This is a genomic window from Longibaculum muris, from assembly GCF_004343035.1.
GTDB lineage: Bacteria > Bacillota_I > Bacilli_A > Erysipelotrichales > Coprobacillaceae > Longibaculum > Longibaculum muris.
Genome location: NZ_SMCQ01000031.1, coordinates 1 through 16,813 on the forward strand (window position 1 = coordinate 1; position 16,813 = coordinate 16,813).

A 16,813-nucleotide genomic window follows, 5' to 3' on the forward strand; every position below is an offset into this window, starting at 1 on the left:
CCCCATAAATAATTATAGCTAGAATATTGGAGAATAGAAAAAGACCACACGATAATGTGTAGTCAGTTCAAACCACGTTAAATTTTAAATAGTCATATTTATTAGCAGTTTTTCTTTTTATGTTCATAAAGAAAACGCTTTCATTCTTTTGCATACCTATGTTATAATAAAAATAGATTAAAAGAATGAGGTGAAAGTATGAAAAAATTGAATCAAAAGTCTTTAGATTTTATAGATGATACTATCTATAAGCATAAAGATGAAAAGGGTCCAACAAAACTTATTTTACATGAGATTCAAAGAGAATTAGGGTATATTCCTTTTGAAGCAATGGAAAGAATGAGTGAAGTATTACAAATCCCTATTTCCAAAATTTATGGTGTTGTGACATTTTATTCGCAATTTACAACTGAACCTAAAGGAAAACATGTTATTAGTGTTTGTTTAGGAACAGCTTGTTATGTTAATGGTTCACAAACAATTTTGGATTTGTTAGTTGAAATGACAGGAGCTCCAGTCAATGGAACAAGTGCTGATGGTATCTTTTCAATAGATGCAACACGTTGTGTGGGCGCATGTGGATTGGCACCTGTTGTAAGTGTGGATGGAACCGTTTTTGGATGTACGAAACAGTTGGAAGATTTGAAGATGCTGGTATTGAATTATAAAAAAGAGGAAGCACCTGCATGAAACTTCAAGAAATTTTAGATATTGTTGATGGTCGAGAACTTTATATTGATAGCCCTCATGTTTATGAAATTGATTTCCAAGATGCTTTTGGAACTGATTTGATGTCTGATGCCCTATGTCATTTAAGAGATGCTGATGAGACAGAATTATTGATTACTGGTTTAGCGAATATGCAAATCTTTCATACTGCTAATACTTTAGATTTAGCAGCTATCCTAATTGTAAGAGGAAAAACAATTGATGAGCATATGATTCAAGGTGCAAAGATGAGTAATGTGAGTGTCTTTGTAACAAATTATACAATGTATGAGACATGTGGTCGTTTATATGAAAAAGGTTTAGGCAAATGAGAAAGACATATCAAATAGAAAAAGATAATTATGAAGATGCTGGACAAGCTTCACGTGATATAAAAATGACATTAAAGACTTTGGGATTAGATCCAAAGGTCTTAAAAAGAGTTTCAATCGCATGTTATGAAGCGGAAATTAATCTGGTTATTCATTCAGATGGTGGAGTAATTACATTTGAAATCGATGATGAGGGTGTTGTCCATTTGAGTTTTGATGATGTCGGACCAGGTATTCCAGATATTGAACTAGCGATGACACCGGGTTATTCAACAGCTTCTAAAAAAGCGAGAGAATTTGGTTTTGGTGCAGGAATGGGACTTGATAATATGAAAAATTGTGCTTCAACATTTGATATTCAATCTTCAAAAGAAGGCACACATTTAAAAATGAGTTTTGTATGAAACCAGTGATTAGTTATTTAGATACAAAGTGTACTCATTGTATTAAATGTTTAAAATCATGTCCTATGGATGCTATTTCAATTGTTAATCACCAAGTGAATATTGACGAAAGCAAATGTATTCATTGTGATGTTTGTATTCAAAACTGCCCATCTCGTGTTTTAAAAGTTCAAAGTGCTCATATGAATGAGACGATGAAGAATCATCAATATAATATTGCGTTAATTCCAACCAGTTTATTATCTGATATGAAATCTTATGAAGATTTTCAAAGAATCTGTCAAGCTATCTTAGAGTTAGGTTTTGATGAAATTGAACAATATAGTGACATTGAAGGTTATTTATATAATAAAGCTATTGAGGAAAGTCATCAAAAACCTGGTTTATGGTTGACTTCATTTTGTCCAACCATCAATCAATTGATTGAAAAAAATTATCCAACATTATATGATCGTATTTTACCTTATGATTATCCTGTAGAAATTGCAGCAAGAAGAATTAGAAAAAAACATCAAGGTCAAGATGTTGGAATTTATTCTTTATGTGAATGTGTAGGAAAAATGATGCTAGCTAAAGAACCTTTTGGAAATATGGAATCTGCTATTGATTATGCAATGACAATTTCCCATGTCTTTCCTAAAATTAATAAATTAAAAAGTAATCAAAAATATCCAATTGAAATGAATAGAGAAGGCGTTAAAAGTAATGTTGAAGATTTATTTGGAAATAGGAGTATGTCTATTGTTAGAGTTGAAGGGTTAAATCAAAGTCGAAGTTTATTAGATTTAATTGAATTTGATCAAATTCAACACATTGATTTAGTTGCGATGTTTGCTTGTTATCAAGGATGTATTGGTGGCTATTATTTATGGTCAAATCCTTTTGAAGGCAGTTACAATATTGAAAGTATGATGGAACAATATACATTAAGTGATCTTAAGTTAAATGATGAGGAATATCGTATTCATCGTCAATTAGATCATCAAGAAATGTTATCAATGAAAGAACGAATGGCTTGGTTTGCTAAAGTTAATGATATTTTAGAATTATTACCTCAATATGATTGTGGGGCATGTGGTTTTGCTAATTGTCGTAGCCTAGCTCAAAGTATTGTTGATCATAAAGTTGATATTCAAGTTTGTCGAGTTAGAAAAAAAGGTGATGAGAAATGAATTTAGATGAAAGTAAAAACTTAAAAGAAATTGTTTCTAAGGTTGATTTAACACTTATTAATGAACAATCACTTGATCGAGAAGTCCAAGGTATGTATGTTGGTGATTTATTAAGTATGGTTCTTGGTAAAGCGGATGAACAATTCTTATGGATAACTGTTCAAACTCATGTGAATGCTATTGCAGTTGCCCAGATGTTAGATTTTTCAGGAATTATTTTTGTTGAAGGACTTATGCCTGATGATGAAGCAATTTCAAAAGTAAATGAATTAGATTTACCTTTATTTTCAACTAAGGATGATGCTTATACTCTGATTCGAAAATTAACTGCAGCAGGTATATAAGAATGTTTTATGATTTGCATATTCATTCGGCATTATCGCCTTGTAGCGATGATGATATGACACTTAATAATATTGTCAATATGGCTTGTTTAAAAGAATTAGACTTGATTGCCATTACTGATCATAATTCAGTCAAACAACTTTATCATTTAGCTGATGTGGCTCAGGATAAGATTCGTTTTATTTATGGTGTTGAAATTCAAAGTCGTGAAGAAATTCATGTGTTAGCTTATTTTTTAGATAAACAATTATTGGATACTTTTCAAGCGTTTCTTGATTGTTATTTAATTGAAGAACCTAATGATGAATATTATTTTGGTCATCAATATATATTTAATGAAGTAGATGAAGTCGTGAATGAAGAAAGAAGGTTATTGATTAAATCATTGGATTTATCATTAGTTGAGATTATTGATTGGATTCATCATCATCACGGAATTGCTATTTTGGCTCATGCTATGAGTGAACGATTTTCAATCATGAATGTTTTTATGAGAATTGATGAAGATTTAGATATTGATGGAATAGAAGTGACAAAAGAGGATCATCGAACTTTATTGATGGAAAGATTTCCTTATTTAAAAAATCAATTTTGGTTAATGAATAGTGATGCCCATCGTTTAGAAATGATTAGTGAACCTATTCATCAATTTGATGAAAAAGAATTTTTTGGTTTATGGAGGAAGCGCTATGGATGAGTTAGCATTGAACATTTTAGATATAGCTTATAATTCTATTCGGGCAAAGGCAACGCTCATTCAAATTCGTATTGAAGATAGTGTGAATCAAAATCATATTCTTATAGATATCATAGATAATGGTTGTGGAATGGATAAAGAAACCATAGAAAAAGTAACTGATCCTTTTTATACAACCAGAACAACTCGCAAAGTTGGTTTAGGCATTCCACTTTTTAAACAAAATGCTGAATTAACTGGTGGTTATCTAAAAATGAATTCAAAACTTCATCAAGGAACTCATGTTAGTGCGATGTTTGTCAAAAATCATATTGATACGCCTGTAATGGGTAATATCATTGATACAATAATAACCTTAATTCAAGCGAATGATCAAATTGATTATGAGTTTGTATATATAACAGATGAATTTTCTTTTGAAATGAAAACAAAGGAAATGAAAGAGATTCTAGGTGATGTAAAGATTACTGAACCTGAAGTCCTTTTATGGATTAAAGATTATATGAAGGAGGGATTAAGAAAATGAAATCACTAGAGGATTTAAAAAAGATTAGAGAGGCTGCACAAAATAAAATGACAATGCGTATGGAAGATGATACAAAATACCGTGTTGTTGTAGGTATGGCAACATGTGGAATTGCAGCAGGAGCACGTCCTGTCTTAAATACAATTGTTGAAGAAGTTGCTAAAGCAAAATTACCAGTTACAGTTTTACAAACAGGTTGTATTGGAATGTGTACACTTGAGCCTATTGTTGAAGTCTATGATAAAGATGATCATAAAACAACATATGTTTTAATTGATGCCAAAAAAGCAAAAGAAATTGTTTTGCGTCATTTGATGAATGATGAAGTTGTTGATGAATATACAGTTGGTAAATATAAGAAGTAGGAGGGATGGACATGGAGAGAATACAAGTATTGGTCTGTGCTGGTACGGGCTGTAGTATTGGAAATTCTGGTGATTTGATAGAAGCTTTTAAAAGTGAAATCAAATCTATGGGATTGGAAAAAGAAGTAAGTGTTTTACGTACTGGATGTTTAGGACTTTGTGGGGTTGGACCAAATGTGTCTATTTATCCTGATAATATTATTTATAAATCAGTAAAAGTTGAGGATGTTAAAGAAATAGTGATGGAACATTTCTATAAAGGACGTCCTGTTCAACGATTGATGCTTAATGAATCTGATCAAGAAACAAATGAAATTCATGATATTAACAAAACAAAATTCTATTCTAAACAAAAACGTATTGCATTGCATAATTGTGGTGTGATTGATCCGGAAAATATTCAAGAATATATTGCTAAGGATGGTTATTTTGCTTTAGGTAAGGTTTTAACAGAAATGACGCCTCAACAAGTTGTTGATGAAATCAAAGAGAGTGGCTTGAGAGGCCGTGGTGGTGGAGGTTTCCCTACTGGATTGAAATGGCAATTTGCCTTAAATGAACCAGGACCAGAAAAGTATGTTATTTGTAATGCTGATGAAGGTGATCCTGGGGCATTTATGGATCGTTCAATTTTGGAAGGAAATCCACATAGTGTTATTGAAGCGATGGCGATTGCAGCTTATGCGATTGGGGCTCATTATGGCTATATTTATATTCGTGCTGAATATCCAATTGCTGTAGAACGATTGAAACATGCTATTAATGAAGCAAAAGAATTAGGTTTATTAGGTGAGAATATTTTTGGTACAGGATTTAATTTTGATTTGGAAATTCGTTTAGGGGCTGGGGCTTTCGTTTGTGGTGAAGAAACGGCTTTGATTCAATCTATTGAAGGAGAAAGAGGAATGCCTCGTCCAAAACCACCATTCCCAGCTCATAGTGGTGTTTGGGGAAAACCAACAATTATTAATAATGTTGAGACTTATGCCAATGTAGCACAAATTATTATTAATGGTGCAAAATGGTTTAAATCAATTGGAACGGAATCATCATCAGGAACAAAGGTCTTTGCTTTAGGTGGTAAGATTACTAATACTGGACTTGTTGAAGTTCCAATGGGAACAACATTACGTGAAGTTATTTATGAAATTGGTGGAGGATGTCCAAACCGTAAACAATTTAAGGCTGTCCAAACTGGAGGGCCATCAGGTGGATGTTTAACAGAAAAACAACTAGATACACCAATTGGTTTTGATGAATTGATTAAGCTTGGCTCAATGATGGGTTCAGGTGGAATGATTGTCTTAGATGAAGATAACTGTATGGTTGATGTGGCTAGGTTCTATATGGATTTTATTGTTGATGAATCATGTGGTAAATGTTCACCTTGTCGTATTGGAACAAAACGTATGCTTGAAATATTGGAAGATATTTGTGATGGCAAGGGAACAATGGAATCACTTGAAGAACTTGAAACATTAGCTCATACCATTAAAGATACAGCTTTGTGTGGATTAGGACAATCAGCACCAAATCCAGTTTTATCAACAATTTCACAATTTAGAGATGAATATATTGCTCATATTGTTGATAAAAAATGTCCAGCAGGAGTTTGTAAAGCATTATTATCATATGAAATTGATGCTGATAAATGTCGTAAGTGTGGACTTTGTGCAAGACAATGTCCAGCAAATGCTATTGATGGTGAACTTGGTAAGGTAGCTTATCATATTGATCAGGATAAATGTATTAAATGTGGTAACTGTCTCAAAGCTTGTCACTTTAATGTGATTTCTAGAAAGTAGGTGGATGAAATGGGAAAAATAAAATTAACAATTAACAATCGCCAAGTTGAAGCATATGAAGGAAAAACAATCTTAGAAGTGGCAAGAGAAAATGGTATTCATATTCCTACTTTATGTTATTTAAAGGATTATACAGGAACAGGGGCTTGTCGTGTTTGTCAAGTCGAAGTAGAAGGAGCAAGAAACCTTTGTGCTGCTTGTGTATATCCTGTAAGAGAAGGAATGGTTGTCAAAACAAATTCTATGCGTGCTTTGGATGCGCGTAGACGTGTTGTCGAATTAATTGTTTCTAATCACTCTAAGGATTGTTTATCTTGTATTCGTAATACAAACTGCGAATTACAAAGACTATGTCAAGAATTAGGGGTAAGAGAAGATGCGTTTAAAGGGCAAAAAACAGTACCTACATTTGATGAAGTATCACCAGGTGTAGTAAGAGACACTTCGAAATGTATTTTATGTGGGCGATGTGTAGCAGCTTGTCAAAAACATCAAGGATTAGGTGTTTTAGATTTTATGGAACGTGGTTTTAAAACTAAAATTGGTCCAGTCTTTGATCGTAGTTTTAATGATGTTAATTGTATGCAATGTGGTCAATGTATCAATGTTTGTCCAGTTGGAGCGTTACATGAAAAAGAAGAAATTCATAATGTTATTGCGGCTTTAAATGATCCAAATATGCATGTTGTTGTACAAACTGCACCAGCAGTTAGAGCAAGTTTAGGTGAAGAATTTGGAATGCCAATTGGAACGCGTGTGACTGGGAAAATGGTTGCAGCTTTAAAACTTTTAGGTTTTGATAAAGTTTATGATACAAACTTTGGGGCTGATTTAACAATTATGGAAGAAGGCTATGAATTTATACATCGTGTTCAAGAAGGTGGCGTTTTACCAATGATTACATCTTGTTCACCAGGATGGATTAATTATTGTGAAAAAGAATATCCAGATCTATTAGATCATCTTTCAACATGTAAATCACCTCATATGATGTTAGGAGCAATGATTAAATCACATTATGCCAAAACATATCAGTTAGATCCAAAGAATATCTATGTTGTCTCTATTATGCCTTGTGTTGCTAAAAAAGGTGAAAAAGAAAGACCACAAATGATCAAAGATGAAATGAAAGATGTTGATGCAGTTTTAACAACAAGAGAATTAGGTAAACTGATTAAAATGTTTGGAGTTAACTTCGTTGATTTAAAAGATGAAGAATTTGATCAGGATATGTTTGGTGAATATACTGGTGCTGCTGTTATCTTTGGGGCAAGTGGTGGTGTCATGGAAGCCGCTTTACGTACAGTTGTTGATGTTTTAACTTCACAAGATTTAGATAATATTGAATATCATGCAGTAAGAGGACAACGTGGGTTAAAAGAAGCAAGTTTAAAAGTTGGTGATTTAACAGTCAATGTTGCTGTGGCACATAGTATGCAGATTGCTAAACCATTATTAGATGATATTCGTGCTGGAAAATCAAAATATCATTTCATTGAAATTATGGGATGTCCAGGTGGATGTATTAATGGTGGAGGACAATCTTATGTCAATGCAATGATTCGTAATAGTGGTTTTGATTTTAAAGGTGCTCGAGCAAAAGCCTTATATGATGAAGATCGTGCAATGCCAGCCAGAAAATCTCATAAGAATACCCAAATTCAAAAGCTTTATGAAGATTTCTTGGGACATCCAAACTCTCATTTGGCACATAGTTTGTTGCATACAACTTATGAGAAAAAAGATAAATATAAATAATCGTAAAAAGGTTCCGTTTTGGAACCTTTTTTGACAAATTTCAAAGTGTTTATCAATTATAATGAATTTGGTGATGAAATATGAAATATAAAATTGTTTATTTAAAAGATAAATATGTTGATATGGTTGATGTTTATCCTCAATTGGTTGATTTATTATATACTCATCAAAATAATACATATGAAACAAAGCAGGTTGAATTAATATTTAAACCATTAGGAGAAGAAAAAGAAAAGCTTTTAAAATCTATTCAACAACGAGATGATTATTCTTATTATCATGGAATACATCTATTATATAATCACATTACAGAGGATAAAGTGACACTAACAATGAATGAATATGATATAGATGTTGAAGAAAATGGTCAAAATCATATCATTTTTGATAAAATGAAGGCTTTTTCTAAAAACTTTTATATGATTATGACATAATTGGTTTTACAAATGAAATCATTCTATGCTATAATAGACGAGTAATTGAAATGGAGGATTGAAAAATGTTATATGGATTTTTAGGACTTGCTGTGGGTCTTGTTATAGGATTCTTTGCTTCTCGTTATGTTTTCAAGAAAAACTTAAAGAAGAATCCACCAATTAATGAAAAAATGATTCGTGCAATGTTTATGGAAATGGGACGTAAACCAAACGAGACTCAAATCAAGAGAATTATGAAAAGTATCAATGATCAATATAAATAAGGGTAGACCCTTATTTTTTGTTATATGAAAATATATTTGACGAGGCATTCGAAAACGCTTTGGAATCAAGAAAAAAGATTACAAGGACGTTTAGATTCACCTTTAACTCAAGAAGGCATTGAAAATGCCCAAGCATTAAAAAAATATCTTCATGATTCTCATTTGAAGTTTGATTATATTTATACTAGTCCCATATTAAGAGCCTATCATACAGCATCTTTATTGTTTGATGAAAACAAATTAATTCAAGATGAACGTTTAATGGAAATGAATTTTGGTGATTTTGAAGGTCGTAAGATTGCTGATATTCATTTAACTGATCATGAAATTTATGATAACTTATGGAATCATCCTGAAGCTTTTACACGTATTCAAAATGGTGAAAGCTATGATGATGTGATTGCACGAGTGAATAGTTTTTTGAATGATTTAACAAAGTTGCCATCCCAAAGTCAAGTTTTGATTGTGACACATGGAATGTATTTTATTATTATGTTGGCCGTGATGTTGCGTTTAGAAAGAAAAGATTTTATCCAAATTAATCAAAAAGTTGTTGAAGGGTGTTCACTAACATGTGTTGAATATGATGGACAATATTACCATGTCTTATCTTATAATCAACATGATTATTTACCACATGTAATGAATGCAAGTTTTGCTAAATAAGTTAATTGTCTTTTAGAAGTATCAGTGATACTTCTTTTTTTATAAAAAAAGAGTGAATTTTCATTCACTCAATCATTATTTTACATCCATGTAATTTTATTTTCAGTCCCATTTTTTATTCTTTGAATATTGGCTTTATGTTTATAAATTAATAAAGCAACAATACAAGCATTTGTTAAGATTCCCACATGACTATAGCCAATAAATGGTGATATCAATAAAATTGTTGTCGAACCCAAGATAGAAGAAAGTGATACATATTTAGAAATCTTGAGAGTTATTAAGAAAACAACGATTGCAACAATAAAAGCATAAATATTTGTAACAAGAGCATATCCAATCGCTACAGAAACAGCTTTACCACCTCTAAATCCTGCAAAGATAGGATAACAATGTCCAATCACACAAGCCAAAGCACAAGGATAAATAATATCAGCATTTAATCCCATATGAGCAGCAATTGTTTGTGACAATAAGACTGAGATACAACATTTTGAAGCATCTAAGATAATAACAGCAATCCCAGCTTTCTTACCAAGAACACGTCCAGCATTTGTTCCTCCAAGATTACCAGAGCCACTTTCTCTAACATCAGTATGATAAAATAATTTTCCAATGACCAAAGCAAATGGAATTGAGCCATATAAATAACTCATTAAAATTAATAATATATAAATAAATACGTCCATATTTTCACATCCTCGTTCATAATTATACATAAATAGGCATAAAAATCAATCTTTTTAAAGGATTGATAAAACAAATAAAAAGAGAATTTTAGGTGGAAGTCATAAAATCATGTAGCGTAAAGAAAAGTTTTTTGGTATAATTAATGAGTTGCGAAAGGAGGAAATCATCAATGAAAAAGAATCATTATGATGAATCAAACATACAAATCTTAGAAGGTCTTGAAGCTGTTAGAAAAAGACCAGGGATGTATATTGGCTCTACAGATTATCGTGGACTTCATCATCTTATTTGGGAAATCGTTGATAACTCAATTGATGAAGCCTTGGCAGGTTATGGTAATAAAATAACTGTCACTATTGGTAAAGATAATAGTATTAAAGTTGAAGATGAAGGACGTGGAATGCCAACAGGAATGCATGCTTCAGGGAAACCAACAACCGAAGTTATTTTAACGATTCTTCACGCTGGTGGGAAATTTAGTGAAGATGGTGGTTATAAAACATCAGGAGGATTGCATGGTGTTGGATCATCAGTCGTTAATGCATTAAGTGAATGGTTGGAAGTGACTGTTTATCGTGATGGAAAAATTCATCAGCAGAGATTTGAAGATGGGGCTAAGAAAATTTCTAAATTGAAAGTCATTGGAAAAACAACCAAAACTGGGACAACTATTCATTTTAAACCTAACCCTGAAATCTTTTCAACAATTGAATTTAATTATTCAACAATTTGTGAAAGATTAAGAGAGAGTGCTTTTTTATTAAAAGGCATTCAAATGAATGTGATTGATGAAAGAACTGATAAACATGAATCTTTTCAATATGAAAATGGTTTAGAAGCATTCATTGAATATTTAAATTATGATAAAAAAACATTACATACAACAGTTTCATTTGATGATGTCTCAAATCCTATTGAGGTAGAAGTCGCTTTTCAATTTACGGATGGATATCAAGAAAATTTAATTTCTTTTGTTAATCTTGTAAGAACAGGTGATGGAGGAACACATGAAACTGGTTTTAGATCTGGTTTTACAAAAGTTTTTAATGAATATGCTAGAAAATACGGTTTGTTAAAACAAAAAGATAAAAATTTAGAAGGTAGTGATGTTCGCGAAGGATTGACAGGGATTATTTCGGTGAAAATTCCGGAGTCATTACTTCAGTTTGAAGGTCAGACAAAATCTAAATTAGGAACACCAGAAGCAAGAAATATTGTTGAAAATGTTGTTTATGAACAAATTAATTATTTCTTAGAAGAAAATAAAGAAGCTGCTAATCAATTGATCAATAAAATGATTAAGGCATCACAAGCAAGAAATGCAGCAAGAAAAGCCCGTGAAGAAGCCCGTAAAGGAAAAGGAAATAAAGTCGAAAAGATATTGAGTGGAAAGTTAGCACCTGCTCAATCAAAAGATAAGAAGCGTAAAGAGCTTTATTTGGTCGAAGGGGATTCTGCTGGAGGTAGTGCGAAACAAGGCCGTGATCGTAAATATCAAGCGATTTTGCCATTGCGTGGTAAGGTTGTTAATACAGAAAAGGCAGCTATGGCTGATATTTTAAAAAACGAAGAAATCAGTACCATTATTAATACAGTTGGAGCTGGAGTTGGGGCAGATTTTAATGCTGATGATTCCAATTATTCAAAAGTCATTATTATGACCGATGCTGATACTGATGGAGCACATATTCAAGTTTTATTACTTACTTTTTTCTATCGTTATATGCGTGGTTTAATTCAAGCAGGTAAAGTTTATATTGCTTTACCACCACTTTATAAAGTTTCTAAAAAGAGTGGAAAACATGAAGATGTTGTTTATGCTTGGGATGATGATGAATTAGAAGAAGCAAAGAAAAAAATTGGTCGTGGTTATGCTGTTCAAAGATACAAAGGTTTAGGAGAAATGAATGCTGATCAATTATGGGAAACAACAATGAACCCAGAAACCAGAACGTTAATTCAAGTTTCAATTGAAGATGCAGCTTTAGTCGAAAGAAGGGTTTCTGTTTTAATGGGGGATAAAGTAGAACCACGTCGTGAATGGATTGAAGATAATGTCCAATTCTCATTAGAAGATTCATTCTTTATTAATCAATAAGGAGGGTAAGCATGAAAGAAAAAATCATAACACAATCATTAGATGATATTATGGGTGATCGTTTTGGTAAATATTCTAAATATATTATTCAAGATCGTGCATTACCCGATGTGAGAGACGGTTTAAAACCCGTTCAAAGAAGAATTTTATATGCTATGTTTAAAGAAGGAAATACCCATAACAAACCTTATCGTAAATCTGCTAAGACAGTGGGGAATGTTATTGGAAATTATCACCCTCATGGAGATTCTTCGGTTTATGAAGCAATGGTTCGTTTATCACAAGATTGGAAAATGCGTATTCCACTTGTTGATATGCAGGGAAATAACGGTTCGATTGATAACGATCCAGCTGCGGCAATGCGTTATACTGAAGCACGATTGTCACCAATTGCCTTAGAGTTATTAAAAGATCTTGATAAAGAAACAGTACTTATGGCTTTAAACTTTGATGATACTGAATATGAGCCAACTGTTTTACCGGCTAAATATCCAAATATTCTTGTTAATGGAGCAACTGGTATTTCAGCTGGGTATGCAACTGACATTCCACCACATAACTTAGAGGAAGTCATTGATGCAACAATTCATCGTATTTTGCATCCTCATTGTACATTAGATGATTTAATGAATTATATATTAGGGCCAGATTTCCCAACTGGTGCGATTGTGGAAGGAAAGAAAGGGATTCGTACAGCTTTTGAAACAGGAAAAGGAAAGGTTGTTGTGCGTTCACGTACACAAATTGTTGAAGAAAAAAACATTAATAAAATTATTGTTTCAGAAATTCCTTATGAAGTCAATAAAGCTGAACTTGTTAGAAAATTAGATGAAATTCGTTTTAATAAAAGTGTAGATGGAATTATTGAAGTACGTGATGAATCAGATCGAAATGGTTTAAGTATTGTGATTGATCTAAAAAAAGATGTTGATGTTCAAAATACATTGAATTATTTTTATAAAAATACTGATTTACAAAAAAATTATAATTACAATATGGTTGCTATTAAAAATAAAAGACCAGTTTGTATGGGAATTGTTGAAATTCTTGATGGATATATCCAACATCAGATTGAAGTTATTACCAAACGTTCGCTTTATGATTTAAAAAAAGCCGAAGAACGTAAACATATTGTTGATGGTTTAATCAAGGCTGTTTCTATTTTAGATGAAGTGGTTCATACAATTCGTCATTCTAAAGATAAACAAGATGCCAAGAAAAATTTACAAGAACAATATCTTTTTTCAGAAAGGCAAGCAGAAGCTATTGTGATGTTACAACTATATCGTTTAACAAATACTGATATTGTTGCATTAGAAAACGAAAAAAATGAATTAGAAGCTTTGATTTTACGTTTACATGAAATTTTAGAAAGTGATAAAGTTTTAAGAAAAGTCATTATTTCAGAATTAAAACAAATTAAAAAACAATATCCTACACCTCGTTTAACAGAAATTAAAGATGAAGTCTTAGAAATTACGATTAATGAGGAAGCAATGATTTTACCAGAAGATATTTATGTTTCAGTCACAAGAGATGGTTATGTTAAAAGAATCTCTCAAAGATCTTATAAAGCTAGTGAAAATACACCATTTGGTAAAAAAGATGAAGATGTTTTAATTGATCTTCATTATGCAAATACATTAGATAAATTATTAGTTTTTACAGATAAGGGAAATTATTTATATATTCCATTACATCGTTTAGAAGAATTTAAATGGAAAGAGCTAGGAAAACATATTAGTTATTTAATAAAAGTTTCACCTGAAGAAAAGGTTATTGCTTCAATTCTTGTGAAGTCATTTGATTTACCACTTTATGTTATTCTTGCTTCACGTTTAGGACAAATGAAACGTGTTCAATTAAAAGATTTTGAAGTGACACGTTATTCTAAATCAATGAAATGTATGAATTTGAAAAATGGTGATACACTTGTTCAAGTGGGATTAAGTGATGGGCGTCAAGGAATTGTATTAACAAGTCAGGCTGGTTATGCTTGCTTATATAGTGAAGAAGAAATTTCAATCTTAGGAATTAAAGCTGGTGGTATTAAGGGAATGAATTTAAAAAATGATGAACTTGTATCTATGAATATTTTCAATCCTTTAAAAACAGACTCATATCTTTTGATAAGTGATCAGCCAGGGATAAAACGTTTACGTATTTCTGATATTCCAAGTTGTAATCGTGCAACTAAAGGAAATCTTGTTTTCAAATCACCTAAAACAAATCAAATTCATGCTTTGACATCTTTTGTTTTAGAAACTCAAGATCAATTAGTCATTGAAACAAATAATCAAAATGTAACCATAACTGTGAAAGATTTTGCTTATGGACAGTTGATGAATAAACCAAGTTTATTAACAGCATGTAAAGATGAGATAATTAATTATATTTATAATCCAAAAGCATTATCAACTGATCTTTATGATTTAAAGATTGTTAAAGAAGAAACACTGGATAAACCAGCTATCTTTGAAGTTGAAGATGATTTAAACTTATTTAAACAAGATGATGTCAAAGAAAAAGTTGAACCACAAATTGTTCAACAAGTTCAAAAAGAGTCACCAAAAGAAGAAGATGATGATAAACATTTTGAACCAATTTCTTTTGATGATTTATTTAGTGGTGATTTTTAGAATATGAGATATTCTCATATTCTTTTACTTATCATTAAGATAAGCTTTTAAAAGCTTGATGAGAGCACGTTTTTCTAAACGAGACACATATGAACGAGAGATATGCATGTTAGCTGCAATTTCTTTTTGGGTTAAGACCTGGTGGTTGTTTAGTCCATAGCGTTTAATAAGAATCTCTTGTTCTCTTGGAGTTAATAGAGTAAAATATTCTTGAAGTTTACGGATTTGATCATTTGTTTGAATTTGATCGATAATTTCTTTTTGTTCGGTGGGTAAAATATCTAAGAGGGTCATTTCTCCACCATCTTTGTCAACGCCTAAAACTTCATTTAAAGAAACATCAAGAGCGATTTTCTTATTTCCTCGCATATGCATAAGAATTTCATTCTCAATGCATTTTGCTGCGTAAGTGCCTAGTTTTGTCGCTTTATCACTTTTATAGCTATCAACTGCTTTAATTAGGCCAATCGTTCCAATACTAATAAGGTCCTCTTGTAAATCTTTACCACCCTCATATTTTTTAACAATATGGGCAACTAAGCGTAAATTGTGTTCAATAAGCTGATTCCTAGCATCTTGATCACCTTGAAAATATTTTTCAAGTAATTCGCTTTCTTGTTTTGCGGTTAATTGGGGTTTAAAGGCTTGTGTTTTAATAAAGGAAACAAATAAGAATTGTTGTAAGAATGCAATTAGTGTCATCAAAATCATTCACCTCAAAATAATATATGAAAATTGTCGATGTTTATGTTTAGTCTTTTCATATATGAAGAAATAGGGTACAATAGTCACGAAGGAAGGTAAGTATGGAAAAAGTTATGAAATGCTATGGCTGTGGAGCCATTATTCAAAGTGAAGATGAAAAACATATTGGTTATGTGCCTAAACAGGCTATCAATCATGATCATGTTTTATGCCAACGTTGTTTTCAATTAAAAAATTATCATAGATTACAAGACACACATATGAGTAAAGATGATTTTTTAGAAATTTTAGGACTTGTTGGTGAAAAAGATTGTTTGGTTGTTTATATGATTGATTTATTTGATTTTCAAGGGAGTTTGATTCAAGGATTAATTCGTCATATTGGTTTTAATGATGTTTTGGTTTTAGCAAATAAACGTGATTTATTGCCTAAATCAGTCAAAGAAAGAAAATTAGAACACTGGGTTCGTAGACAGTTGAAAGAAGAAGGTTTAAAACCAGTTGATGTTATTATTACAAGTGGTAAGAAAAACTTAAATTTAGATACAATTTATGATGCAATTGATACATATCGTAAAGGTCGAGATGTTTATGTTGTAGGAATGACGAATGTTGGAAAATCTACTTTTATTAATGCTTTATTAAAACATTATGCAGAAGTTGAAGAACAAAATTTGATTACTGTTTCTGAATTTCCAGGAACAACTTTAAATTTAATTGAAATTCCTTTAGATGAAAATTCTAAATTATATGATACACCAGGAATCATGAATGAAAATCAAATGACCCATATGATTAAACCTCAAGAACTTAAAAAAGTGATTCCACAAACTGAATTAAGACCAATGGTTTATCAATTAAATGTTGGGCAAACAATTTATTTTGATGGGCTTGGAAGAATTGATTACTTAGAAGGTAATCAAGCAAGTTTTATTGCTTATTTTTCTAGAAATTTAAAGATTCATCGTACAAAAACACAAAAAGCAGATGATTTATATAATCGTCATATGACTTTAACATATGAAATTGAAGGGATTGATACAATCCAAGATATGAAAGCTTATGAATTTACTTTACCTCAGGGTAAATGTGATATCGTTATTTCAGGATTAGGATTTATGACAATTTCTTCGCATGGAGGAAAGGTGAGAGTTTATGTTCCACCAAGAGTTTCAGTTATGATTAGAGAAGCTATTATATAAG

At 31.5% G+C, this 16,813-nt stretch carries 18 protein-coding genes; 16 read left to right on the forward strand and 2 right to left on the reverse strand.

Annotation, left to right across the window (positions count from 1 at the left end; all coding sequences use genetic code 11):
• The first annotated feature begins 198 nt into the window (after nucleotides 1-198).
• From EDD60_RS14420 to EDD60_RS14480, 13 genes are all read left to right on the forward strand, one after another.
• A complete protein-coding gene (locus EDD60_RS14420; RefSeq protein ID WP_066450564.1) occupies nucleotides 199-690 on the forward strand; it encodes an NADH-quinone oxidoreductase subunit NuoE family protein in 492 nt (163 codons plus the stop codon).
• Entirely contained in the window at nucleotides 687-1,040 is a 354-nt protein-coding gene (locus EDD60_RS14425; protein ID WP_066450565.1) for a hypothetical protein, read from the forward strand. The genes EDD60_RS14420 and EDD60_RS14425 overlap by 4 nt, the downstream gene beginning before the upstream one ends.
• On the forward strand, nucleotides 1,037-1,444 hold the full coding sequence (locus EDD60_RS14430) for an ATP-binding protein (RefSeq protein ID WP_066450567.1): 408 nt from the start codon (nucleotides 1,037-1,039) through the stop codon (nucleotides 1,442-1,444). The genes EDD60_RS14425 and EDD60_RS14430 overlap by 4 nt, the downstream gene beginning before the upstream one ends.
• Nucleotides 1,441-2,616 (forward strand): [Fe-Fe] hydrogenase large subunit C-terminal domain-containing protein, encoded by a 1,176-nt coding sequence (locus EDD60_RS14435; RefSeq protein WP_066450573.1) that lies wholly within the window; start codon nucleotides 1,441-1,443, stop codon nucleotides 2,614-2,616. Before EDD60_RS14430 ends, EDD60_RS14435 begins: the two co-directional genes overlap by 4 nt.
• Nucleotides 2,613-2,960, forward strand: a complete 348-nt coding sequence (locus EDD60_RS14440; protein WP_066450575.1) for a DRTGG domain-containing protein — start codon at nucleotides 2,613-2,615, stop codon at nucleotides 2,958-2,960. The genes EDD60_RS14435 and EDD60_RS14440 overlap by 4 nt, the downstream gene beginning before the upstream one ends.
• Before the next feature lie 2 nt (nucleotides 2,961-2,962).
• Nucleotides 2,963-3,658: a PHP domain-containing protein gene (locus EDD60_RS14445; RefSeq protein WP_066450577.1), complete on the forward strand. Its 696-nt coding sequence runs from the start codon at nucleotides 2,963-2,965 to the stop codon at nucleotides 3,656-3,658.
• Nucleotides 3,651-4,184, forward strand: a complete 534-nt coding sequence (locus EDD60_RS14450) for an ATP-binding protein (RefSeq protein WP_066450579.1) — start codon at nucleotides 3,651-3,653, stop codon at nucleotides 4,182-4,184. Before EDD60_RS14445 ends, EDD60_RS14450 begins: the two co-directional genes overlap by 8 nt.
• Nucleotides 4,181-4,549 (forward strand): (2Fe-2S) ferredoxin domain-containing protein, encoded by a 369-nt coding sequence (locus EDD60_RS14455; protein ID WP_066450582.1) that lies wholly within the window; start codon nucleotides 4,181-4,183, stop codon nucleotides 4,547-4,549. The genes EDD60_RS14450 and EDD60_RS14455 overlap by 4 nt, the downstream gene beginning before the upstream one ends.
• Nucleotides 4,550-4,554: 5 nt before the next feature.
• Nucleotides 4,555-6,354, forward strand: coding sequence for an NADH-quinone oxidoreductase subunit NuoF (locus tag EDD60_RS14460; RefSeq protein WP_207905383.1), 1,800 nt, complete (start codon nucleotides 4,555-4,557; stop codon nucleotides 6,352-6,354).
• A 9-nt stretch (nucleotides 6,355-6,363) separates the two neighbouring features.
• Nucleotides 6,364-8,112, forward strand: a complete 1,749-nt coding sequence (locus EDD60_RS14465; protein ID WP_066450591.1) for an NADH-dependent [FeFe] hydrogenase, group A6 — start codon at nucleotides 6,364-6,366, stop codon at nucleotides 8,110-8,112.
• A gap of 80 nt (nucleotides 8,113-8,192) precedes the next feature.
• Entirely contained in the window at nucleotides 8,193-8,546 is a 354-nt protein-coding gene (locus tag EDD60_RS14470) for a sporulation inhibitor of replication protein SirA (protein WP_066450593.1), read from the forward strand.
• 65 nt (nucleotides 8,547-8,611) lie between these two features.
• The gene (locus EDD60_RS14475) at nucleotides 8,612-8,812 is read left to right on the forward strand and encodes a YneF family protein (protein WP_008789653.1); all 201 of its coding nucleotides are present in this window, start codon (nucleotides 8,612-8,614) and stop codon (nucleotides 8,810-8,812) included.
• A 36-nt stretch (nucleotides 8,813-8,848) separates the two neighbouring features.
• Nucleotides 8,849-9,478 (forward strand): histidine phosphatase family protein, encoded by a 630-nt coding sequence (locus EDD60_RS14480; protein WP_243646693.1) that lies wholly within the window; start codon nucleotides 8,849-8,851, stop codon nucleotides 9,476-9,478.
• A gap of 80 nt (nucleotides 9,479-9,558) precedes the next feature.
• Here EDD60_RS14480 and plsY read toward each other — a convergent pair whose 3' ends face one another.
• Nucleotides 9,559-10,167, reverse strand: coding sequence for a glycerol-3-phosphate 1-O-acyltransferase PlsY (gene plsY, locus EDD60_RS14485; RefSeq protein ID WP_066450599.1), 609 nt, complete (start codon nucleotides 10,165-10,167; stop codon nucleotides 9,559-9,561).
• Between the two features lie 170 nt (nucleotides 10,168-10,337).
• On the opposite strand from plsY, the gene parE reads away from it, so the two are divergent.
• Both parE and parC read left to right on the forward strand, forming a co-directional pair.
• A complete protein-coding gene (gene parE, locus EDD60_RS14490) occupies nucleotides 10,338-12,266 on the forward strand; it encodes a DNA topoisomerase IV subunit B (RefSeq protein ID WP_066450605.1) in 1,929 nt (642 codons plus the stop codon).
• An 11-nt stretch (nucleotides 12,267-12,277) separates the two neighbouring features.
• Nucleotides 12,278-14,905 (forward strand): DNA topoisomerase IV subunit A, encoded by a 2,628-nt coding sequence (parC, locus tag EDD60_RS14495; RefSeq protein ID WP_066450608.1) that lies wholly within the window; start codon nucleotides 12,278-12,280, stop codon nucleotides 14,903-14,905.
• Between the two features lie 24 nt (nucleotides 14,906-14,929).
• Here the strand turns inward: parC and sigK are convergent, their stop codons facing one another.
• Nucleotides 14,930-15,613: an RNA polymerase sporulation sigma factor SigK gene (gene sigK / locus EDD60_RS14500; protein ID WP_102135722.1), complete on the reverse strand. Its 684-nt coding sequence runs from the start codon at nucleotides 15,611-15,613 to the stop codon at nucleotides 14,930-14,932.
• Between the two features lie 98 nt (nucleotides 15,614-15,711).
• On the opposite strand from sigK, the gene yqeH reads away from it, so the two are divergent.
• Nucleotides 15,712-16,812, forward strand: coding sequence for a ribosome biogenesis GTPase YqeH (yqeH, locus tag EDD60_RS14505; RefSeq protein WP_066450618.1), 1,101 nt, complete (start codon nucleotides 15,712-15,714; stop codon nucleotides 16,810-16,812).
• Nucleotide 16,813 lies beyond the last annotated feature (1 nt).